Source organism: Cupriavidus sp. HE11, from assembly GCF_056097175.1.
Genome location: NZ_CP184464.1, coordinates 1127362 through 1148620 on the forward strand (window position 1 = coordinate 1127362; position 21259 = coordinate 1148620).

The 21259-nt window shown below is 65.7% G+C and carries 15 protein-coding genes; 6 read left to right on the forward strand and 9 right to left on the reverse strand.

The features are described 5' to 3' along the window. Positions 1-29: 29 nt before the first annotated feature. The 4 genes from ACOABP_RS05265 to apbC form a co-directional block, all read right to left on the reverse strand. On the reverse strand, positions 30-2294 hold the full coding sequence (locus ACOABP_RS05265; protein ID WP_474227269.1) for an Orn/Lys/Arg family decarboxylase: 2265 nt from the start codon (positions 2292-2294) through the stop codon (positions 30-32). A gap of 175 nt (positions 2295-2469) precedes the next feature. Continuing rightward, a complete protein-coding gene (dcd, locus tag ACOABP_RS05270) occupies positions 2470-3036 on the reverse strand; it encodes a dCTP deaminase (protein WP_066731905.1) in 567 nt (188 codons plus the stop codon). A gap of 213 nt (positions 3037-3249) precedes the next feature. Continuing rightward, positions 3250-3825: a superoxide dismutase family protein gene (locus ACOABP_RS05275; protein ID WP_474227270.1), complete on the reverse strand. Its 576-nt coding sequence runs from the start codon at positions 3823-3825 to the stop codon at positions 3250-3252. A 133-nt stretch (positions 3826-3958) separates the two neighbouring features. Next, complete coding sequence (gene apbC / locus ACOABP_RS05280; protein ID WP_474227271.1) at positions 3959-5047, reverse strand: iron-sulfur cluster carrier protein ApbC; 1089 nt, start codon at positions 5045-5047, stop codon at positions 3959-3961. A 376-nt stretch (positions 5048-5423) separates the two neighbouring features. Here apbC and ACOABP_RS05285 point away from each other — a divergent pair, with 376 nt between their 5' ends. Continuing rightward, positions 5424-6059: a YiaD family glycine zipper/OmpA-like lipoprotein gene (locus ACOABP_RS05285; RefSeq protein ID WP_474227272.1), complete on the forward strand. Its 636-nt coding sequence runs from the start codon at positions 5424-5426 to the stop codon at positions 6057-6059. Between the two features lie 308 nt (positions 6060-6367). After that, positions 6368-8434 (forward strand): methionine--tRNA ligase, encoded by a 2067-nt coding sequence (metG, locus tag ACOABP_RS05290; protein WP_474227273.1) that lies wholly within the window; start codon positions 6368-6370, stop codon positions 8432-8434. Positions 8435-8611: 177 nt separating this feature from the next. Here the strand turns inward: metG and bamE are convergent, their stop codons facing one another. From bamE to ACOABP_RS05305, 3 genes are all read right to left on the reverse strand, one after another. After that, complete coding sequence (gene bamE, locus ACOABP_RS05295; RefSeq protein ID WP_066731916.1) at positions 8612-9160, reverse strand: outer membrane protein assembly factor BamE domain-containing protein; 549 nt, start codon at positions 9158-9160, stop codon at positions 8612-8614. Positions 9161-9225: 65 nt separating this feature from the next. Then, a complete protein-coding gene (locus ACOABP_RS05300; RefSeq protein ID WP_474227274.1) occupies positions 9226-13365 on the reverse strand; it encodes a translocation/assembly module TamB domain-containing protein in 4140 nt (1379 codons plus the stop codon). Further along, positions 13365-15155, reverse strand: coding sequence for an autotransporter assembly complex protein TamA (locus ACOABP_RS05305; protein WP_474227275.1), 1791 nt, complete (start codon positions 15153-15155; stop codon positions 13365-13367). The genes ACOABP_RS05300 and ACOABP_RS05305 overlap by 1 nt, the downstream gene beginning before the upstream one ends. A 260-nt stretch (positions 15156-15415) precedes the next feature. On the opposite strand from ACOABP_RS05305, the gene ACOABP_RS05310 reads away from it, so the two are divergent. The 3 genes from ACOABP_RS05310 to panC all read left to right on the forward strand — a co-directional run bounded on the left by ACOABP_RS05310 (position 15416) and on the right by panC (position 17547). Beyond that, positions 15416-15607, forward strand: coding sequence for a DUF3460 family protein (locus tag ACOABP_RS05310; protein ID WP_066731922.1), 192 nt, complete (start codon positions 15416-15418; stop codon positions 15605-15607). A 32-nt stretch (positions 15608-15639) separates the two neighbouring features. Then, positions 15640-16548, forward strand: a complete 909-nt coding sequence (locus ACOABP_RS05315) for a segregation and condensation protein A (protein WP_066731933.1) — start codon at positions 15640-15642, stop codon at positions 16546-16548. 156 nt (positions 16549-16704) lie between these two features. Further along, on the forward strand, positions 16705-17547 hold the full coding sequence (gene panC, locus ACOABP_RS05320) for a pantoate--beta-alanine ligase (RefSeq protein ID WP_066731944.1): 843 nt from the start codon (positions 16705-16707) through the stop codon (positions 17545-17547). A gap of 163 nt (positions 17548-17710) precedes the next feature. Here panC and ACOABP_RS05325 read toward each other — a convergent pair whose 3' ends face one another. Next, positions 17711-18898: a PepSY-associated TM helix domain-containing protein gene (locus ACOABP_RS05325; RefSeq protein ID WP_474227276.1), complete on the reverse strand. Its 1188-nt coding sequence runs from the start codon at positions 18896-18898 to the stop codon at positions 17711-17713. A 173-nt stretch (positions 18899-19071) separates the two neighbouring features. On the opposite strand from ACOABP_RS05325, the gene ACOABP_RS05330 reads away from it, so the two are divergent. Continuing rightward, a complete protein-coding gene (locus ACOABP_RS05330) occupies positions 19072-19626 on the forward strand; it encodes an N-acetyltransferase family protein (RefSeq protein ID WP_474227277.1) in 555 nt (184 codons plus the stop codon). Here ACOABP_RS05330 and ACOABP_RS05335 read toward each other — a convergent pair. Continuing rightward, positions 19601-21103 carry a cobyric acid synthase gene (locus tag ACOABP_RS05335; RefSeq protein ID WP_474227775.1) on the reverse strand — a complete coding sequence of 501 codons (1503 nt, stop codon included), beginning with the start codon at positions 21101-21103 and terminating at the stop codon, positions 19601-19603. The two genes, ACOABP_RS05330 and ACOABP_RS05335, sit on opposite strands and share 26 nt — an antisense overlap. Between the last annotated feature and the right edge of the window lie 156 nt (positions 21104-21259).

The following is a 21259-nucleotide window of genomic DNA, read 5'->3' on the forward strand; positions in this document are numbered from 1 at the left end:
GGGTTTTTCATTGAGGAAGCGCGAAACCCTTACTGCTTCACGCAGTCCACGAAGTACGCCGTCTGGCCGTCGATCTCGTCTTCCACCAGGCCGTGGATATCGGTCTCGAAGCCCGGGAACAGCTTGTTGAACTCGCGCGCGAACTTCAGGTACTGCACGATGGTGCGGTTGAAGCGTTCGCCCGGGATCAGCAGCGGGATGCCCGGCGGATACGGCGTCAGCAGGATGGCAGTCACGCGGCCTTCCAGCTCGTCCACGGGCACGCGCTCGATCTCGCGGTGCGCCATCATCGCCCAGGCGTCCGACGGCTTCATCGCCGGCTCCATGTCCGACAGGTACATCTCGGTGGTCACGCGGGCCACGTCGTTGGCCTTGTACACGCTGTGGATGGCATCGCACAGGTCGCGCAGGCCCATCCGCTCGTACTGCGGGTACTTGCCCACGAACTCGGGCAGCACACGCCACAGCGGCTGGTTCTGGTCGTAGTCGTCCTTGAACTGCTGCAGCTCGGTCACCAGCGAGTTCCAGCGGCCCTTGGTAATGCCGATCGTGAACATGATGAAGAACGAGTACAGGCCCGTCTTCTCGATGATGATGCCGTGCTCGGCCAGGTACTTGGTGACGATGGCCGCCGGGATGCCGCGTTCGCTGAACTCGCCGTCCACGTCCAGGCCCGGGGTGATGATCGTGGCCTTGATCGGGTCCAGCAGGTTGAAGCCATCGGCCAGGTCGCCGAAGCCGTGCCAGCGCTCGTTGGCCTGGAGCATCCATTCGTCGCGGTCGGGCACGCCTTCCTCGGCCAGCGTGTCCGGGCCCCAGACCTTGAACCACCAGTCGCCATTGTTCATGACGTCGTAGTCGGCTTCGACCTTGCGCACGGCGCGGCGGAAGTCCAGCGCCTCGGCAATGCTCTCCTCGACCAGCGCGGTGCCGCCCGGCGCTTCCATCATGGCCGCGGCGACGTCGCACGAAGCAATGATCGAGTACTGCGGGCTCGTCGAGGTATGCATCAGGTAGGCCTCGTTGAAGCGGTAGCGGTCAAGCTTGCGCGTCTCGGAATCCTGCACCAGGATCTGCGATGCCTGCGACAGGCCGGCCAGCAGCTTGTGCGTGGACTGCGTGGCAAACACCAGCGCGTCCTTGCTGCGCGGACGGTCGCGGCCGATCGCATGCATGTCGCGATAGAAGTCGTGGAACGCGGCGTGCGGCAGCCAGGCTTCGTCGAAATGCAGCGTGTCGATTTCCGACGTCAGCATTTCCTTGATCTGCTCGGCGTTGTACAGCACGCCGTCGTACGTGCCCTGGGTGATCGTCAGGATGCGCGGCTTCTGGTTCTTGGCCTTGCTGGCGAACGGATGGTTCTCGATCTTCTTGCGGATGGTCTCCGGATCGAACTCGCTCTTCGGAATCGGGCCGATGATGCCGTAGTGGTTGCGCGTCGGCATCAGGAACACCGGGATCGCGCCGGTCATCATGATCGCGTGCAGGATCGACTTGTGGCAGTTGCGGTCCACCACCACGATGTCGCCCGGGGCCACGTTGGCGTGCCATACCATCTTGTTCGACGTCGACGTGCCGTTGGTCACGAAGAACATATGGTCCGAGTTGAAGATGCGCGCGGCATTGCGCTCCGATGCCGCCACCGGGCCGGTGTGGTCCAGCAGCTGGCCCAGCTCTTCCACGGCATTGCAGACATCGGCGCGCAGCATGTTCTCGCCAAAGAACTGGTGGAATACCTGGCCCACCGGGCTCTTCAGGAACGCCACGCCGCCCGAATGGCCCGGGCAGTGCCACGAGTACGAGCTGTCCTGCGCGTAGTCGATCAGCGCCTTGAAAAACGGCGGGGCCAGCGTGTCCAGGTAGACCTTGGCTTCGCGGATGATGTGGCGCGCCACGAATTCGGGGGTGTCCTCGAACATGTGGATGAAGCCGTGCAGTTCGCGCAGGATATCGTTCGGAATGTGACGCGAAGTGCGCGTTTCGCCGTACAGGAAAATCGGCAGGTCCGTATTGCGGCGACGCACCTCGTTCACGAACGCGCGCAGCTTCTCGATGGCGGCGGCTTCGGGCTGGTCGTCGGCGCGCACGAACTCGTCGTCGTCGATCGACACGATGAACGTGGAAGCCCGGCTGGCCTGCTGGGCGAACGATGTCAGGTCGCCATAGCTGGTCAGACCCATCACTTCCATGCCCTCGCGCTCGATGGCCTCGGCCAGTGCGCGAATGCCCGAGCCGGAAATGTTCTCGGAACGGAAGTCTTCATCGATGATGATGACGGGGAAGCGGAATTTCATCGGGCAATCCTTGATGAGGGTGCTTGTAAAGACTTGAGCCACATGGCCGGCGGGAGGATCCCGCAGCGGCGACATGTGGCTCGTTCGTCAGGTCTGGCCCGCGGGCGGTCGAGCCCGGCGGCGCCACCGGCGCGATTCACACGCCGGGATTGTGAGGCAGGAAAATGACAGGCCGTCAGGTCTTCGGCAGCGTGACACCGTGCTGGCCCTGGTACTTGCCGCCGCGGTCCGCATACGAGGTCTCGCAGACCTCGTCCGATTCGAAGAACAGCACCTGCGCGCAGCCCTCGCCGGCGTAGATCTTGGCGGGCAGCGGCGTGGTGTTCGAGAACTCCAGCGTCACATAGCCTTCCCACTCGGGCTCGAACGGCGTCACGTTGACGATGATGCCGCAGCGCGCGTACGTGCTCTTGCCCAGGCAGATGGTCAGCACGCTGCGCGGAATCCGGAAGTACTCCATCGTGCGGGCCAGCGCGAACGAGTTCGGCGGGATGATGCAAACGTCACCCTTGAAGTCCACGAACGACTTCTCGTCGAAGTTCTTCGGATCGACGATCGTGCTGTTGATGTTCGTGAAGATCTTGAATTCGTCGGCGCACCGGATGTCGTAGCCGTAGCTCGACGTGCCATAGGAAACGATCTTGCGCCCGTCCGACTCCCGCACCTGGCCGGGCTCGAACGGTTCGATCATGCCGTGCTGTTCCGCCATGCGGCGGATCCACTTGTCGGATTTGATGCTCATATAGACGTGGCAGGATGGTCGGACGGCTGGCCGGCCATACCCGGCGCCGCTGGAATGGGGCGCATTGTACAACCATTCGCGGCACGGACCCGGCGCAGGCGGTCAAGGCCGGGCGCCCTTCTCCCGTCTGGCGGGAAAAGGGCCCGTGGACGCGGCCTCGCGGCCACGCGGCCGGTCAGGTCGCGCGGCCAGGTGCCAGCCAGGTACCGCCAATCAGGTCGCCGCGATCACGCCGCAAGCGATACGGCCGCCCGAATTGCCCGTGGGCTGTGTGCGATAGTCGTCCGGGTCCTTGTGGACGACCACCGCGCGGCCCACCACGCTGTTCGGGCCCGCCCCCACGGTCACGTCGCTCATCACGAACTGCGCGCGCGCGTTGCCGGCGGAGTCGGCCGTCAGGTTGTTCATGTCGCCGGCATGATGGTCAGGCATCGACATCTGGCCATGCGGCTTGGCGCCCGGGTTGAAGTGGCCGCCCGCGCTCATGGCGTCCGGCGCCGAACAATCACCTTTTTCGTGGATATGGAAGCCATGCGTGGTGCCCGGCGGCAGGCCCGTTACCGCCACCACCACCATCACGCCACCGCCCGGCTGCTGCTCAAACGTGACGCGCCCACCTGTATTGGTGCCGCTCTTGGGCGCCAGCGGGGCGGCGGCCCGGGTGGCACCCGGGGCGGCCATGGCGGCACTGGCCGTTGGCGCCGCCGAAGGGCTCTTGTCCGTCTGCGCGCATCCGGCTGCCAGCAACGCGGCAGCACCCACCGTCAATCCGAAAAGTACACGTTTCATGCCGTTCCTCCTCTTCTTGCTTGTATGCGCGATGCCCGCGCGTGAACGTCGACGCCTGCCGTGTGGATTGTAGGACAGGCGCCCGGCACGACAATGTCGGACAGCCTCCCATTTTTGGCTGTCCGGCAGGCGGTCAGGTGTTCTGGACGACGATGCTCGGGAACTTGTTGCTCATGTCGCGCGCCTTGTCGGCAACCTTGATGGCTACCTTGCGCGCCACTTCGCGGTAGATCTCGGCGATCGCGCCATCGGGCTCGGCTACCACGGTAGGACGGCCCGAATCGGCCTGTTCGCGGATCGACAGGTTCAGCGGCAGGCTGCCCAGCACGTCCACGCTGTATTCGCTGCTCATTTTCTGGGCGCCGCCGGCACCGAAGATATGTTCCGTATGGCCGCAATTCGGGCAGCAGTAGACCGCCATGTTCTCGACGATACCGAGGATCGGGATGCCGACCTTCTCGAACATCTTGAGACCCTTGCGGGCGTCCAGCAGCGCGATGTCCTGGGGCGTGGTCACGATCACGGCACCGGTGACCGGCACCTTCTGCGACAGCGTCAGCTGGATATCGCCGGTGCCCGGCGGCATGTCGACGATCAGGTAGTCCAGGTCAGTCCAGTTGGTCTGGCGCAGCAGTTGCTCCAGCGCGGAGGTCACCATCGGGCCGCGCCAGACCATCGGATTGTCCTGTTCGATCAGGAAGCCGATGGAATTGGCCTGCAGGCCGTGGCCCTGCAGCGGCATCATGGTCTGGCCGTCGGTGGATTCGGGGCGGCCGCTGATGCCCAGCATCATCGGCAGGCTCGGGCCATAGATATCGGCATCCAGCATGCCCACGCGCGCGCCCTCGGCGGCCAGGGCCAGGGCCAGGTTCACGGCCGTCGTGGACTTGCCCACGCCGCCCTTGCCCGATGCCACGGCAATCACGTTGCGCACGCCGGGCAGCAGCTTCACGCCGCGCTGCACCGCGTGGGCGACGATCTTCATCGACACCGCCACGCTGACATTGGCCGCGGCATCCAGCTTGCGCACGGCATCGGTCACAAGGTTGCGGATCAGGTCGAACTGGCTCTTGCCCGGATAGCCAAGCTCCACCTCCACGGACACGTTGCTGCCGTCGACCCGCACGTTGCGCGCCGACCGCGTGGAGACGAGGTCCTTGCCCGTGTTGGGATCGATGACCGTACGCAGGACTTCGGTTACCTGTTCAATGGTGAGGCTCAAGACAGACTCCGCTCTTGGAATGAAATAGTGGGGGATGCGAGGCGCGTAATGTAGCAAAAGAACGCCATCCGGCAGGGGCCACGGTAGCAGGTCCGCGCAGACCGTGGCACGCCTTCTGATTTAACCCTTGGTTAAGTGTGGATTTACAGACATTTACATCTCTCACACTCCTGGGCTTGTGCGGCTGGCGCCATCTGCCTATTGTAGTGCGCCGGCCTAGCGGCGCTCCGGCCATGTGCGTCAGCGCGTGGAAGACCCTGAGCGTTTTCATACGCATGTTGAAACTTGTCGCGCCCCGGCCGCCCCCTGGCGGCAGGCGTTACCATGCGACATGGCGTTGGCCAAACATTTACGGGTATCACCAGAAGGAGAAAGCATGAACCTCAAGCTCGTTACCGTCTCGATCGTCGCCGCTGCGGCCCTGGCAGGGTGCGCCACCGAACAGCAGACCCATACCGCGGTCGGCACCGGCGTAGGCGCGGCCGTGGGGGCTGGGCTGGGCAACCTGATCGGCGGCAACACCACGGGCACGCTGGTCGGCGCTGCCGTGGGCGGCGCGCTGGGCGGCGCTACCGGTTACAACTGGAATGCCATCCGCGGCAAGCTGAACAAGGACACCGCCGGCACCGGCACGCAGATCACCGAGCAGCCGGACGGCTCGCTGAAGGTCAATATCCCGAGCCAGGTGACGTTCGATACCGACAGCGCCACGATCAAGCCGTCGTTCCGCAACGTGTTGGACCAGGTCTCGCAGACGCTGAGCCAGCACCAGGACGTGACCGCCAACGTCGTGGGCCATACCGACAGCACCGGCAACCCGAGCTACAACATGCAGCTGTCGCAGCGCCGCGCCCAGAGCGTGGCTGCCTATCTGGGTGACCACGGCGTGACCCGCAACCGCCTGACGGCCGAAGGACGGGGCCAGACCCAGCCCGTGGCGGACAACGCTACCGAGGCCGGACGGGCACAAAATCGTCGCGTCGAAATTTTCTTGAAACCAATTTCGGGGTGACCAGTCATAGAGTTCAGGTACCGCTTGCCACCGTTGCTGGCTCGCGATGGGTGGCTGACCTCCCGGGCGGTACCTGATTTCTCCTCCTTTTCCGTTGTGGAAAGCTGCGCCGGTGACTAACCGGCGCTTTTTTTTGCCCGTTTGATTGCCGATGCGGCATTTGGCCTGCCAATTCAGCGATATTGGGCGCCGATTGTGCCGCGTTCGACGCCAATCCGAGCAATCTGCGCGGGCAGTTGCTAAAATAGCCGGTTCCTTCGTCCGGCAGCCGCCGGGCGCGCATCGACACCCACTGAACGGCTCTTTTCATGACCGCACGCCGCATTCTCGTTACCTCTGCCCTGCCGTACGCCAACGGCCAGATCCATATCGGCCACCTGGTGGAGTACATCCAGACCGACATCTGGGTGCGCTTCCAGCGCATGATGGGCAACGAGGTCTACTACGTCGGCGCCGACGACACCCATGGCACCCCGGTCATGCTGCGTGCGGAAAAGGAAGGCATCACGCCCAAGCAGCTGATCGACCGCGTCTGGACCGAACACAAGCGCGATTTCGACAGCTTCCTGGTGTCGTTCGACAACTACTACAGCACCGACGCCGAGGAAAACCGCGAACTCTGCGAGAAGATCTACCTGTCGCTGAAAGGCCAGGACCTGATCGCCGAGCGCGATGTCGAGCAGTTCTTCGACCCGGTCAAGAACATGTTCCTGCCGGACCGCTTCATCAAGGGCGAGTGCCCGAAGTGCGGCGCCAAGGACCAGTACGGCGATTCGTGTGAAGTATGCGGCACCACGTACGTGCCCACCGACCTGAAGAACCCGTACTCGGTGGTGTCGGGCGCCACGCCGGTACGCAAGTCGTCGACGCATTTCTTCTTCAAGCTGTCCGATCCGCGCTGCGAGACGTTCCTGCGCGAATGGGTGGCCGACCTGGCCCAGCCCGAAGCCAGCAACAAGATGCAGGAATGGCTGGGCGCCGAAGGCGAGGCCTCGACGCTGTCCGACTGGGATATCTCGCGCGACGCGCCCTACTTCGGCTTCGAGATCCCGGGCGCGCCGGGCAAGTACTTCTATGTGTGGCTGGACGCCCCGATCGGCTACTACGCCAGCTTCAAGAACCTGGCAGCGAAGCGCGGCATCGACTTCGACGCCTGGGTTGGCCCGCATTCGACCGCCGAGCAGTACCACTTCATCGGCAAGGACATCCTGTACTTCCACACGCTGTTCTGGCCCGCGATGCTCAAGTTCTCGGGCTATCGCACCCCGACCAACGTGTTCGCGCACGGCTTCCTGACCGTAGACGGCGCCAAGATGAGCAAGTCGCGCGGCACATTCATCACCGCGCAAAGCTACATCGACACCGGGATGAACCCGGAATGGCTGCGTTACTACTTCGCCGCCAAGCTCAACGCGAGCATGGAAGACCTGGACCTGAACCTGGACGACTTCGTCGCCCGCGTGAACAGCGACCTGATCGGCAAGTACGTGAACATTGCCAGCCGTGCGGCCGGCTTCCTGGTCAAGCGCTTCGACGGCAAGGTCAACGAGGCCGCGCTGGCCAACCCGCTGCTGGAGCAGCTGCGCCAGGCCGCGCCGCAGGTGGCCGCGTTCTACGAAGGCCGCGAGTACAGCAAGGCGCTGCGCCTGGTGATGGAGCTGACCGACGCCGTGAACGCGTTCGTCGACACCAACAAGCCGTGGGAACTGGCAAAGGACGAAAGCAAGCGCGATGCCCTGCACGCAGCATGCTCGGTCTCGCTCGAGGCGTTCCGCCTGCTGACGGTCTACCTGAAGCCCGTGGTGCCGACCATGGCCGCCGGCGTGGAGTCGTTCCTGAACATCGAGCCGCTCGACTGGCGTGGCATCGACAAGCAGCTGTCCGCCGACCGTCCGATCCAGGCGTACCAGCACCTGATGACGCGCGTGGACACCAAGCAGATCGACGCGCTGCTGGCCGCCAACAAGGAATCGCTGCAGGCTTCGGGCGCCGCTCCGGCTGCCGATGCCGCCGCCTCGATCGAGCCGATCGGCGACACGATCACCATTGACGACTTCGCGAAGATCGACCTCCGCGTGGCCAAGATCGTCGAATGCCAGAAGGTGGAAGGCTCGAACAAGCTGCTGCAGCTGACGCTGGACCTGGGCGAAGGCAAGACGCGCAACGTGTTCTCGGGCATCCAGTCGGCCTACACGCCCGAGCAACTCGTGGGCAAGCTGACCGTGGTGGTCGCCAACCTGGCGCCGCGCAAGATGAAGTTCGGCATGTCCGAAGGCATGGTGCTGGCCGCGTCGGCCGCGGATGAGAAGGCCAATCCGGGCCTGTACATCCTGGAACCGCACAGCGGCGCCGTGCCGGGCATGCGCATTCGCTGATCTGGCGCTCTCTGCTGTTGTTGCTCCCCTCTCCCGCCCTGCGGGACGGGGGTTGGGGGGAGAGGGCATCGAGGTTCTGCTTGCCGACTTGTCGCAATGTGGACGGCCTGCCCTCTCTCCCGCCCCTCTCCCACAAGTGGGAGAGGGGGAAAATCCCTCAATACCTCAGCTGGTTATTCAGCCGCCCTGCCGCTTCGACGGATCGTCGCTGCGCGACGTGGTAGTCACCGTGCCGTCGTTGTTGAAATGCACGTTGAAGAAGGCCCGATCCGTCGGGCTTTCAAACCAGCGGTAGCCCCACACTTCTTCCTGCTTGAGGCGGAACGCTTCCACCTTGGTCGGCTTGCCCAGCATCCGGCGGATCTGGTCCTTGTTCATGCCGGGTCGTACTTTTGCGAAATTCTCGGCCGTCAGCACCTGCTCGATCGCGCGCACGGTGCCATCGGCGTTGGTCGTCACCATCCAGGTCGTGGCGCCTTCGGGGCCGCGCGGGTATTCCAGGCGACGGCCGCCGTCCGGTTCTTCCCAGACGATCTCGGGCTTGCCGGCCTGGCGCCGCACGTCGTCCTCGGTTGACTTGCCGATCTCGATGCCCTTGAACAGCTGGCTGTCGGGCTTGACGCTGTTCCAGGTGTCGGTGGCAACCGATTTCGCCTTCTTCATGGCTTCGTCGACCTTCTGCTGGTCGCATCCGAACAGGGCAAGCAGGCTGGCAATCAGTCCCATGGCGGCAAGGCGTCTGCGAGACGCGTGGTTGAAGGGTGGCATTGCAAGCCTCGCAAGGATTGGCTTCATCGTTTGATGGCTTCGACGGGATCGCCGGCGGGCGCGCTGGCGCCTTCCACGGTGGCGTCGGCCGCGGCATTCCTGCGCCGGCCCGAATCACCGGCAAACAGCGTATCCCAATTGTTGAACCGGCGGTTGAACAGCACCGACAGGCCGTTGATCGATCCGCCCTTGGCAATCAGCGACCAGCGCCGCGAGAACGCCCAGGTCAGTTTCACCACGTTGGATGCCGACGTCAGGCTTTGCTCGTAGCCGACCGAAATCTGGTCGGATACCGCCTTGCCGATGCTCACCACCTGCTGGTCGTTCAGGCCGGCCGTGCTGGGGCCGATCGAGAATTCGTCGATGCCGAAATGCGACACCACGCTCTTGCCGGCCTTGCCACCGATCATGCCCAGCGCAGCGCCACCAATCGCGCCGCCGCTAAGCTGGCGCTGCTGGCTGGACCCGGCACTTTCGGCGCCATAGCCGAACATCAGCCACGACAGCTTGTCCTCGTCCGGCACGTTCGGCTCCGACACCAGCCGCACGCGCGGCAGCCGCACCGTACCCGTGACTTCCACGCCGGCCTCCACCTCCTGGTTGCGGCGCAGGGCGCGGATGAACATGTTCGGGTTGTCCACCGGGCCATTGAAGTTGATCGTGCCGCGGTCGATTTCGAGCTTGCGGCCAAAGGCCTCGTAGGTGCCCTCCACCACGCGCACGGTGCCCGTTGCGCGCATCGGCGTCAGCGGTTCGCTCTTGATGCCAAGCTGGCCGGCCAGCAGGATATCGGCGCCGGCCCCGCGGAAGCGGAAGCTGTCGCCCAGGTCGATCGTCACGTCGATCAGCGGGCTGAAGCGGCTGGCCGGCTTGGATTCGGGCACCACCGGCGTGGCGGCGGTCTTGAGTTCGCGCTCGTCCTTGCGGCGCACCACCACCACATCGTCGCCCAGCACCGGCGCGCTGGCCTTGGGCAGGTCGAACAGGCCACGATCCACGCGGAACTTGCCACGAATGGCGATCAGCTTGTTCTCGTTGGCGATGCCAGCCTCGCCGGACACGATCAGCGTGCGCTCGGGGCTGGCAAACAGCTGCAGCTTGTCCGCGACGATGCGGCCGGTCAGGTTCGGATCGGTCTCGCCCAGCTTCACCGCGCCGGTGGCCGTCAGCGTGCCGTCGCCGCCACGGAACCGCACCTGCTTCAGTTCCACGGTGTTCTTGTCCAGCACCACGTGAACCTCGCCATCGGTCAGCCGGATGCCCAGGTCATAGAGCGTGATGCCGATGCCGCTGCCGTCGATGGCACCGGTCAGCAGCGGGCTGCCCACCGTGCCGGCCAGCTGCAGGGCCGCCGCCAGCTTGCCTTCGAGCGCGTATTGCGGACCACTGAGCGCCTCCAGCGATTTCAGGCGCGGGATGTCGGCAGTGACCGTGCCGCCGAGCGTCGACCCCGGCCCCACGGTCAGCAGGCCCTCTTCGCTGACCAGCCCCGCCGACGCATCGACGGCCACCTTGCCAATCCGTTGCGATGTGGAGCCGCCGCGCAGCGTCACGCGGTTGCCGCTAAAGTCCGCCCGCAGCGCGGTCTCGCCCAGGCCCAGCGTGGTCCAGCCCCGGCCCGCATTGACCGACGCATCGCCGCTGCGCCGCCGGATTTCGGCAAACCCGGTGGCGGTCTCGGCAAGGTTCAGGTTCCAGCCGCCATCGAGCACCAGGTCCGAGCGCACCGGCTGCGATTCCCCGCTGAAGGTCTCCATCAGCTTGATGATGTTGCCCACTTCCACGCCATTGAAATTGCCCTGCGTGCGGATACGGCCATGATCGAATTCGAAGCCTTCGATGCTCATGGTCGCGCGGTCGAACTGCAGCCGCGTCTGGCCCAGCCGGATATGGCGATCCGCCACCATCAGCTGGGTGGGCGAAACGAGCCTGACGTTGGCCGTGCCGCGCTCCTCAAGCGTGCGGATCGTGCCGGTCCAGCCCTGGTCGCCGCGCCAGGCACCCTGCCCCGACAGCGACAGCTGCAGGGGGCGTTCATGCATCGTGCCCGCAGCCTTGGCGTCGAAGTTGTGGTTGGCCTGTGTGCCGCTCAGGTTGGCATCGAGTGTGCGGATCGTGGCCTGCGGCCCGTGGTAGTCGCGCGCAGCCAGTTGCGCCGACAGCGTGCCGTCCAGTCCGCCACGCAGTTCCACATGGCCGTTGGCGCTGGCAACCTTGTGCGGCCCCACCACCAGAGATTGGGCGCTGTAGTCGCCCACCACCTCGGGCTTCTTGAGCGTGCCGGTGACCACGGCATCCACCTTGGCGTGGCCGCCGACGCCGAACTTCAGGCGATCCAGCTGCGGCGCGTCGATATTGACCTTGAGGCTGTCCCCGCGAGCGCCAAAGCTGCCATTCAGGTTCACCTGGTTGCCGGCCATCAGCAGTGACGCCTGGCTCGGCAGCAGCCGCTCGCCTTCCAGGCGCACCTTGCCGTTGCCGGTCATCGGCAATCCCGCATACTCGCTCTCGCCCAACGCGAAATCGAGCGCCACGCGTAGCACTTTCGCCAGCGAGCCCTTGGTCGAGAACTCGGCGTTGATCCGGCCCGGCGCCACCTTGGCCAGCCGCGCCGGGTCGAAGTTGGCCAGCTTGCCCTTGAAGTCGAAGGCTTGCTGGTCCTTCAGCCCGAGCTTGCCGTCCGCGGTCAGCGTGCCGCTGCCCAGGCCCGCGCGCAGCGCCGTCAGCGTGACGGCGTCTTCATCGATCCTGGCGTCGGCGAACAGCTTGATCTCGCCGCCCGCCACGTCCAGCGCCACGCTCTGGCGGCCGGGCTCCAGGCGCAGGATCACCGGGCCCGACAGGTTCGTTGCCACCATGCCCGTGTGCAGCGCGGCGGCGTCGAGATGCCGGACATCGAGATCGAAGCCGCCACGCCCTTCGCGCAGCGTGCCCTGGCCGACGATCTCGGCCCGGCCCGGCAGGGTAATCCGCACGTCGCGCAGCGTCTGCGTCAGTTCGCTCAGCTCGACGCGCGCCTGCACCGCATGCACCGGCAGGCGTTCCTTGTCGATCGGGCCCGGCTCCAGGTTGCGGATGGTGACTTCGCCCGCCACGGCCAGCGGGTTCTTCGTGGGGGCGGCCGGCGTGGGCACGGGCGCCGACGCCGACGCGGCCGATGCCGCGGCCACCGCGCTGGCCGTCGATTCGCCGGGCTTGGGCTTTGCAACCTCTGGCGGAGGCGGCACCGATTCCACCGGGCGCAACTCCGCATGGACGGTCAGGTTGGCCTGTGGCGCGGTCGGGCTGAACAGGCGCGGGTTGATGCGTTCGCCATCGACAATCAGGTGCGTGAACGGCACCTTGCCGAACGGCGTCACGTCGGCATTGCCGCGCGCCCGGATGCGGTCGCCATTGGCTTCCAGCTCGGCCCGCAGTTCTGCAAGCGATCCGCTGGCGTTGGCGGACACCGCATAGGCCTCTTCCTTCCACCGGCCCTCCAGCAGCGCTTCGGCAGTCAGCGGGAACGGCGTCTTGCTGCCGATCTGCGCATTGGCCTGCAGCTTGCCGTACGGCGTGACAAGCTTGTCCACGACCACGCGATGACGCTGGCCGTCGCTATGCAGCGCGCCCGACAGGTCCGATAGCACCAGCGGGCTCGACGTGGCTGCCGGCCCCTGCAGCAGCGACAGTTCGCTGACGGTCAGCGTGTCCACGTCGACGGCCAGCGGCAGCTCCAGCGACTGCGGCATCTTCGCAGGCTCGGTGCTCGGCGCGGAAGCGGGCAGGCGTGCGTCGATCTTGCCCAGCTTGAGCCATGCCACATGCAGCCGCGTGGGCGACCACGATATTTCCCACTTCGAGTCGATCCGGTCGATGGTGACGCGCGTGTCGCCGCTGGCGAACACCACATCGTGCAGCCGCAGCCCGCTGGTCACGGTGCCGCCATCGAACTGGCCGGCGAGCATCCCCGCGGACAGCCGCGTGGCGACGTTCCAGAGATGGCGCGTCCCGGTCTCGGTGCGCAGCGCCGTCACGGCGGTGGCGACCAGCGCGATCACCACTACCAGCAGGATGCCCACCAGCCAGGCCAGCACCTTCCAGATCCGGCGGCGCGGACGGCGGGGCTGGCGGGGCCTGTCGCGATCCTCGCGCGGCACGGGCGGCATGTCCGGCATGTTCATCAGAACGCCACCCCCAGCGAGATATGCGGCCGGAACTGCTTCTGCTGGATGCCGTAGCCGACATCAAGCTGCACCGGCCCCACCGGGCTGCGCCAGCGCGCGCCCACGCCCACACCGTGGTAGATCGTGATGCCGTTCAGGTTGTTGGTGGCGGTACCCATGTCCCAGAACACCGCCGCGCCCCAATCGGGCTTGAACCAGTACTGGTATTCCAGGCTGCCCGTGCCCAGGTAGCGCGCCGGCAGCACGCTCTGGCCGGACGGCGTGCCGATCGACTGGTAGCTGTAGCCCCGGATCGAATCGGTACCGCCCGCGCGGAACCGCAGCGTGGCCGGGATCAGCGACGGATCGTTCGACGTCATGTCCGCGCCCAGTTCCAGCCGCGCCACGAACAGGTCGCGATTGCCCACCGGCACGTACTGGCGAATCCGGCCGTACACGCGCAGGAACGTGGCGTCGCTAAGCAGGCCCTTGGCCGCCACGCCAATCTGGGTGTTGATCACGTTGCCCCGGCGCGGGAACACGGGGTTGTCCACGTCGCGGCGCGTCCACGCGAATGCCGGCACCAGCGCCTTCGAGTACTGCGGGGCCTCGCCGTAAGGCGTCAGCACGTCATAGTAGAAGTCCAGCGACACCGTGGTGTCGTACTTTTCGCGCGAACGCGAGCGCTTCAGGCCCGCGCGCCAGCTCTTCGTGTCGGTGCTCTCGACGTCGATCAGGCGCTCGTAGCTGGTATAGACACTGTTACGGTAGGTGTGCGGATCTGGCGGCATCGCCATTTCCACAAACCCGTACTGGCGCTTCTGTTCGATCCGCGCCTGCGTGTCGAGCACCCAGGCACGGTTGAACAGGTTGTAGTACGAATAGCGGCCTTCCACCTGCGCGCCGGTATCGGTGGTGAAGCCGACGCCGGAACTGAGCCGGTGCGTGGGATATTCGCGTACCTTCACCTTGACCGGCGCCGTCACGGTCTGCTGCTGCGCCTCGGCCGACGTGGCGGCGGGCGGCTCCTGCAATTCCACCTGCACGTTCGAGAAATAGGGCTGGTTCTGGACGGCGCGCTGGAACTCCAGCAGCCGTTCCACCCGGTAGGGCTCTCCCTCGCTCAGCGGATTCACGTTGCGGATGATCTGGGCCGGGTAGCGGCGCGTGCCCTCGATCTCAAGGGGCCCGAGCACATAGGCCGGGCCGCTTTCGTATTTGGCGCGCAGGTCGGCCGCCTGTTCGTCGGGTTCGATGCGCGCTTGCGACGACGCCAGCCGCGCGCCGTAGTAGCTCTTGCTCTGCAGCTGCACCAGCGCGTCTTCCTTGGCCTTGTCCCAGTCGGCCTGCCGGAATGGATTACCCACCGGCAGGCCCCACTTCTTGCGCATCTGCTCCACTTGCTCGGGCGACTGAGTGGCGGCTGGACCACTTACATCGACATCCGCGCGCCGGATCACGGTGCGGGCGCCCGGGTCCACGCTGATATGGACCACGCGATGGTCGCCCTCGCCTTCCACGGTGGCCTTGGTGACCGGGTCGAACCAGCCTTCAGTGGAAGCAAACTGGCGCACCTGGTCGCCCACGGTCTCCACCATGTACTGGAACTGGTCGTCGGAGATATCGGTGCGCGTGGTGTAGCGCGACAGGTCGAGGTGTTCTTCGAGAATGTCCTTGAGCGCCTTGGGGGCGTCGATCTCGACCTTGTACTGGGCCTTGGCGGCATGCGCGGGCAGCCAGGGGGCCACCAGCAGGATCAGGGCGGCGGCCAGAACGGCGGCATGGGTGGCGACGCGGGTGGCTGCCATGTGCGAGAGCCGGCGGGCACCGCCGCGGGTGCCTGGCGCCTTGGCTGTGGCGGGCTGTGCGGCCAAGCGGCCCAAAGCAGTCGTCATCCGTCCTTGTGGCTCCCGAATCAAGTCGCTATTTGACCACACCGCTGACGCCGCAAGGCCATCCCGACGCCAAAATTCAGGTTTCCGGCACCCGCGTCGGCAGCGGGGCTTGCCGATACGGTAAAATCTTGCCCCGTCACCCCCAACGCCGCCCAGAGGGCACAGGTTTCATCATGGCCATGTACGAATCGGATATCACCCAGTTCCTGAAGACGCTCAAGCAGGAGCGCCCGTCGCTGGAAGCAGAGCAGCGCGAAGGCCGCGGCCTGCTGTGGGACAAGACCCCGATCGACCTCGAAGAACGCGCGCGCGCCAACGCCTCGCGCGTGGCCCAGAAGCCGTACGTCTACTCGTCCGACAACTGATCGGCCGCCTGGCCGTTCCGACGACCATCCCGATGCATCCAAGCGATCCGCTGGACCCCGGCGCGCAGGAAAAACTGACGCTGCCTGTCGAACTGCCCAGCGTGGCGCAGCCTGTCGGGGCCAGCGCCAATCCGGCCGACATGGTCGACGGGATGGCGTTCGCCCGCCTGTATGGCGAGCCCCTGTTCAAGCTGCCGCAGGACCTGTACATCCCGCCCGATGCGCTGGAAGTCTTCCTGGAGGCCTTCGAAGGCCCGCTTGACCTGCTGCTGTACCTGATCCGCAAGCAGAACTTCAACGTCCTGGACATTCCGATGGCCCAGGTGACGCGCCAGTATCTTTCGTACGTCGACCAGATCCGCCAGACCAACCTGGAACTGGCGGCCGAGTACCTGCTGATGGCGGCGATGCTTATCGAGATCAAGTCGCGCATGTTGCTGCCGGTCAAGAAGGCCGACAGCGACGAAGAGGCCGAGGATCCGCGTGCCGAACTGGTGCGCCGCCTGCTCGAATACGAGCAGATGAAACTGGCCGCCCAGCGCCTGGACACCGTGCCGCAGCTGGGTCGCGATTTCCTGCGTTCGCAGGTCTATATCGAACAGAGCCTGGTGCAGCGTTTCCCCGACGTGGAAACGGTGGACCTGCAATCCGCCTGGGCCGACGTGCTCAAGCGCGCCAAGCTGAACCAGCACCACAAGATCTCGCGCGAGGAACTGTCCGTGCGCGAGCATATGAGCCAGATCCTGCGCCGCCTGCAGCACGCCCGCTTCATGGAATTCAGCGAGCTGTTCGAGGATGCGATCCGCTCCGGCAAGGGCGTGCCAGTGGTGGTGGTGAACTTCATCGCCATGCTCGAACTGTCGCGCGAGGCACTGGTCGAGATCACCCAGGCAGAGCCGTTCGCACCGATTTATGTGCGATTGGCGTACACGCCGGCCTGATCCTTCCACCCCGCGGAACAATTCCCCGCGGGCGCCGGGCCCGAACCGGCGCGGATGCTCTACAATCCGCCGACAGTCGGCCAAAGCATACCCAGAGAGCCGGCACGCCAGCTGCCACGCAGCGGCACGCTCCAACCACGACGGCACACCACATTCATGAAAGTCATTCCTTCCATCCAGGAGTTGCGGGACCAGTTGCGCGGCCAGAACCGCGTGGCATTCGTTCCGACCATGGGCAACCTGCATGAAGGCCACCTGTCGCTGATGCGCCTGGCGCGCCAGCATGGCGACCCCGTGGTGGCGTCGATCTTCGTCAACCGCCTGCAGTTCGGCCCGAACGAGGATTTCGACAAGTACCCCCGCACACTGCAGGATGACGTGGAAAAGCTGCAGAGCGAAGGCGTGTACGTGCTGTTCGCGCCGACCGAGTCGGACATGTACCCGGTGCCGCAGGAATACCGCGTGGAGCCACCGCACGACCTGGGCGACATCCTCGAAGGCGAGTTCCGCCCGGGCTTCTTCAAGGGCGTGTGCACCGTGGTGATGAAGCTGTTCTGCTGCGTGCAGCCGCGCGTAGCCGTGTTCGGCAAGAAGGACTACCAGCAGCTGATGATCGTGCGGCGCATGGCGCAGCAGTTCGCGCTGCCCGTGGACATCATCCCGGCCGAGACCGTGCGGGACGAAGACGGCCTGGCGCTGTCGTCGCGCAACCGCTATCTGGGCGAAGCCGAGCGCAAGGAAGCGCCGGTCCTGTACAAGACGCTGCACGAGGTGCGCGACACCGTGCTGGGTAACGGTAACGTCGACCTGCTGGCCGTGGAGGCCGATGCGCTGGGCCGGCTGCAGGCACGCGGCTGGAATCCCGACTATGTGTCGATCCGCAAGCGCAGCAACCTGCAGGCCCCGACGCGCGAGGAATTCGCCGCCGGCGAACCGCTGGTGGTACTGACTGCGGCCAAGCTCGGCAATACGCGCCTGATCGACAACCTGGAAATCTGAAGATTCTCCGATTGTTTGCTCCCCTCTCCCGCCAAGCCGGAGAGGGGTTGGGAGAGAGGGCACAGCGGTTCAAATTGCGACTGGTCGCGGATTGACACGCTAGCCCTCTCCCCCGCCCCTATCCCACATGTGGGATAGGGGAGAAGACCCCCGCCTCACATGCTCAAGCCCGCTTCAGCCGGGCTTTTTCCCGCTCCAGATGGCGCTTGTGGCCGCGGCGGCGCTTCCACCAGATCAGCACGCCAGTCACGGCAAATGCCAGCGGCATCAGGCCGAACGCGGTGATGAACGCGCGTCCGTAGGTACCGAACGCCTCGCCCGTATGCAGCGGGAACAGCCACAGGATAAAGGCGTCGCCGGACTGGGCATCGCGCGGATCGCGCGCGCCCAGCGGACGGCCGGTGTAGGCGTCGAGCCAGAGCCGCGTGGCGCCGCTGTCTGCCTGCAGTTCGCCCTCCTGACGCAACCGCACCTCGTAGGCATCGCCCGGCTTGCGCGGCAGGCTGATGCGCGTGACCTGCGCTCCCGGGAACTGCTGCTGCGCAGCCGTCATGGCCTGGGCCGGCGTGATCGCGTGGGCGCCGGCCGGCGGCGTATCGGACTGGTGCTTCACCTGCGGGCTCACGGTCATGACCGTGCTGATGATCGGTGTCACCCATTTCGGCAGGTTCAGATACCAGCCCGAAAACGCGATGGTGGCCAGCACTGGCGCCACAAAGATGCCGCCGGCGCGATGGAAGGTGTAGAAAAAGCGCGACCACGAGCCGCCATGCGTGATCCGCACCGACTGCTTCAGCGCCCGCACCTTCATCTTGGGCCACCACAGCACCACGCCAAGCAGCACCGTGAGGAACAGCACCATCCCGGTCACGCCGATGATGGTCTTGCCCGTATCGCCGGACAGCAGGTAGCGATGCAGGTGGAACAGCGTCGGCATGATCTGCTGGCGCGACACCCCCGGTACGCCAAACAGGCGCTCGCCCTTCACGGCCAGCGTGATCGGGTCGATCATGACCTGCCGCGAGCGCCCCGGCATCGCCTCGGGCCCCTTGATCGGGTAGTAGGCGGTGAACACGTCGTGCTCGTCGATCGGCAGCATCAGCAGGTTGGGCTTGCCATATTTCGGATCGGCCATCAGCTTGGCCGTGACCGATTCCACGGTGGCCGCGCCCACCGGGATGCGCGTGGCCGACACGCCCTGCAACAAGTCTGGATTGAGCCACTTGTCGATGTCGTCGCGCCAGGAAATCAGCGTGCCGGTCAGGCCCATCATGATGAACAGCAGGCCGAAAACCAGCCCGATATATAGGTGCAGCTTGACGAGGACTGTACGCAAACGACCGGAGACCATTGGGAGCTTTCTTGTGAAATGTGGCTCTTGACACACGTTTGATATGCCTTTCACGGCCCATCTGTGCGGCAACACCCAAATGCAAATGCGAAGAATTCGCGATTCTAGCAGCGTGCCGCTAAGATCGTGGACGCGTCATCCCTTGCGCCCATCCAGTGCCGCCCTGCCCTGCCATGCCCCTGATTGAACTGGTTCCCGCCACCCCGGCCGACGCCGATCTGCTAGCCGCCATGCATGCCGACAGCTGGCGCGATGCCTATGGCGGCCTGATTCCGGCCGACTACCTGGAAACCTATGCCCTGGCCGAACGGCTGACCACCTGGCGCGCCCGCATGCTCGAAGGCGCCGAGGCACCGCTGGAAGCCACCATCCTGCGCGTGAACGGGCAGCCGGCTGGTTTCTCGTGCCTGATGCCGCTGGCCGAGCCGGGGTATGGCATCTATCTGGACAACCTCCATGTGATGCAGGCGTTTCATGGACGCGGTTACGGCAAGACGCTGATGGCGCATTGCGCCACGCGTGTCGCCAGCCAGTGGCCCGGCAAGCCGTTGTTTCTTTACGTGCTGGACGGCAACACGCAGGCGCGCGAGTTCTACCGGCGCCTGGGCGGCGTGGAATCCGACAGCTTCAACGATCCGTTTCCCGGCACCGACCTCATGGTCGCCATCCGCCGCGTGAGCTGGGACGACGTGGACGCGCTGGTCAACCTGCTGGCGCCGGGTCCGTAGCGGCCGCCAGCGGCGCGAACATCGCCCGTAGGTCGAGATGCTCGGCCATGCTGTCGGCCAGCCGGTCGATCGATGCTTCGCGCAGCGCATCCAGATGCACGCCCTCGGCCCGCTCCAGCCCGGCCCAGCGCAGCAGCGCGCCGCAGGCTTCCGGATGGTCGAACAGGCCGTGCACATAGGTAGCCAGCACCTGGTTGTCACCTGACACGGCGCCGTCCGGCCTGGGCGTGCCGCCTGCCTCGGCCAAGCCTTCCGCCCCATCCAGCCAAAGTGCCGAGCGCGCCAGCGCCGGTCCGTGCGTCACGCCCAGATGGATCTCGTATCCCTGGACCGCCGCGTCGCCCGTTTCCGCATCGAGCTTGCCGGACACGCGCCGCAGCTGCTTCTCGGGCGCCAGCGTGGTCTCGAAATCGAGCAGGCCCAGCCCGTCACTGGTGCCCGCCGGCCCTTCCCGGCCGTCTGGATCGTGGATGCAACGCCCCAGCATCTGCATGCCGCCGCAGATGCCCATCAGCTTGCCGCCGTAGCGCAGGTGCCGCAGCAGCGCCTGGTGCCAGCCGTTGGCGCGCAGGAAGGCCAGGTCGGCACGCACGCTCTTGCTGCCGGGCAGGATCACCAGGTCTGCCGGCGGAATCGGCATGCCGGGGCCAATAAACTGCAGGTCGACGTTCGGGTGCGCCCGCAGCGCGTCGAAATCGGTATGGTTTGAAATGCGCGGCAGCACCGGCACGATCACGCGCAGCACGTCGCCGTCACGGCTGGCCACCTGCGCGCTGGCGATGGCGTCCTCCGCATCGAGATGCAGCCCGTGCAGGTACGGCAGCACACCGAACACCGGCTTGCCGGTACGCGCCACGAGCCAGTCCAGGCCCGGCTGCAGCAGCGCGATATCGCCGCGAAAGCGGTTGATGATGAAACCCTTCACGCGCGCCCGCTCGGATTCGGACAGGCAGTCGAGCGTGCCCACCAGGTGCGCGAACACGCCGCCGCGGTCGATATCGGCCACCAGTACCACCGGGCAGTCCACGCGCTCGGCAAAGCCCATGTTGGCGATATCGCGGTCTCGCAGGTTCACCTCGGCGGGGCTGCCCGCGCCTTCCACCAGCACCACGCCGTACGCCTGTTTCAGGCGTTCGTGGCTTTCCAGCACGGCCGCCATCGCCTGCGGCTTGTAGGCGTGATAGGCCCGCGCATCCAGGTCCATGCGCGCCCGGCCATGGATGATGACCTGCGCGCCAATGTCGCTGCTGGGCTTGAGCAGCACCGGATTCATGTCGGTATGGGGCGCCAGGCCGGCCGCCTGGGCCTGCAGCGCCTGGGCACGCCCGATTTCGCCCCCGTCAACGGTAACCGCACTGTTCAGCGCCATGTTCTGCGGCTTGAACGGGGCCACGGCCACGCCGGCGCGCGCCAGGATGCGGCACAGGCCGGCCACGACGGTACTCTTGCCCGCATCGGACGTGGTGCCCTGGACCATCAGGGTGCCGCGCAGGGCACGCGCCGCAAATGGGAAGGGTTTGGCAGAAGGATCGTTTCGCATCGCGCGATTATGGCAGTAGCGCCGGGGCATCCGCACGCCGCTTGTCGGCCGTCACTCTGCAAGATCCATGCATGCGGCCGGGGGATGCGACGG

Bases quoted from the DNA above. Each gene is read 5' to 3' on its own strand.
- ACOABP_RS05330 (WP_474227277.1), top strand. From the start codon at position 19,072: ATGCCCCTGATTGAACTGGTTCCCGCCACCCCGGCCGACGCCGATCTG.
- ACOABP_RS05325 (WP_474227276.1), bottom strand. From the start codon at position 18,898: ATGGTCTCCGGTCGTTTGCGTACAGTCCTCGTCAAGCTGCACCTATAT.
- ACOABP_RS05315 (WP_066731933.1), top strand. From the start codon at position 15,640: ATGCATCCAAGCGATCCGCTGGACCCCGGCGCGCAGGAAAAACTGACG.
- ACOABP_RS05310 (WP_066731922.1), top strand. From the start codon at position 15,416: ATGGCCATGTACGAATCGGATATCACCCAGTTCCTGAAGACGCTCAAG.
- ACOABP_RS05285 (WP_474227272.1), top strand. From the start codon at position 5,424: ATGAACCTCAAGCTCGTTACCGTCTCGATCGTCGCCGCTGCGGCCCTG.
- panC (WP_066731944.1), top strand. From the start codon at position 16,705: ATGAAAGTCATTCCTTCCATCCAGGAGTTGCGGGACCAGTTGCGCGGC.
- ACOABP_RS05335 (WP_474227775.1), bottom strand. From the start codon at position 21,103: ATGGTCCAGGGCACCACGTCCGATGCGGGCAAGAGTACCGTCGTGGCC.
- bamE (WP_066731916.1), bottom strand. From the start codon at position 9,160: ATGGGACTGATTGCCAGCCTGCTTGCCCTGTTCGGATGCGACCAGCAG.
- ACOABP_RS05300 (WP_474227274.1), bottom strand. From the start codon at position 13,365: ATGAACATGCCGGACATGCCGCCCGTGCCGCGCGAGGATCGCGACAGG.
- ACOABP_RS05265 (WP_474227269.1), bottom strand. From the start codon at position 2,294: ATGAAATTCCGCTTCCCCGTCATCATCATCGATGAAGACTTCCGTTCC.
- dcd (WP_066731905.1), bottom strand. From the start codon at position 3,036: ATGAGCATCAAATCCGACAAGTGGATCCGCCGCATGGCGGAACAGCAC.
- ACOABP_RS05305 (WP_474227275.1), bottom strand. From the start codon at position 15,155: ATGGCAGCCACCCGCGTCGCCACCCATGCCGCCGTTCTGGCCGCCGCC.
- metG (WP_474227273.1), top strand. From the start codon at position 6,368: ATGACCGCACGCCGCATTCTCGTTACCTCTGCCCTGCCGTACGCCAAC.
- ACOABP_RS05275 (WP_474227270.1), bottom strand. From the start codon at position 3,825: ATGAAACGTGTACTTTTCGGATTGACGGTGGGTGCTGCCGCGTTGCTG.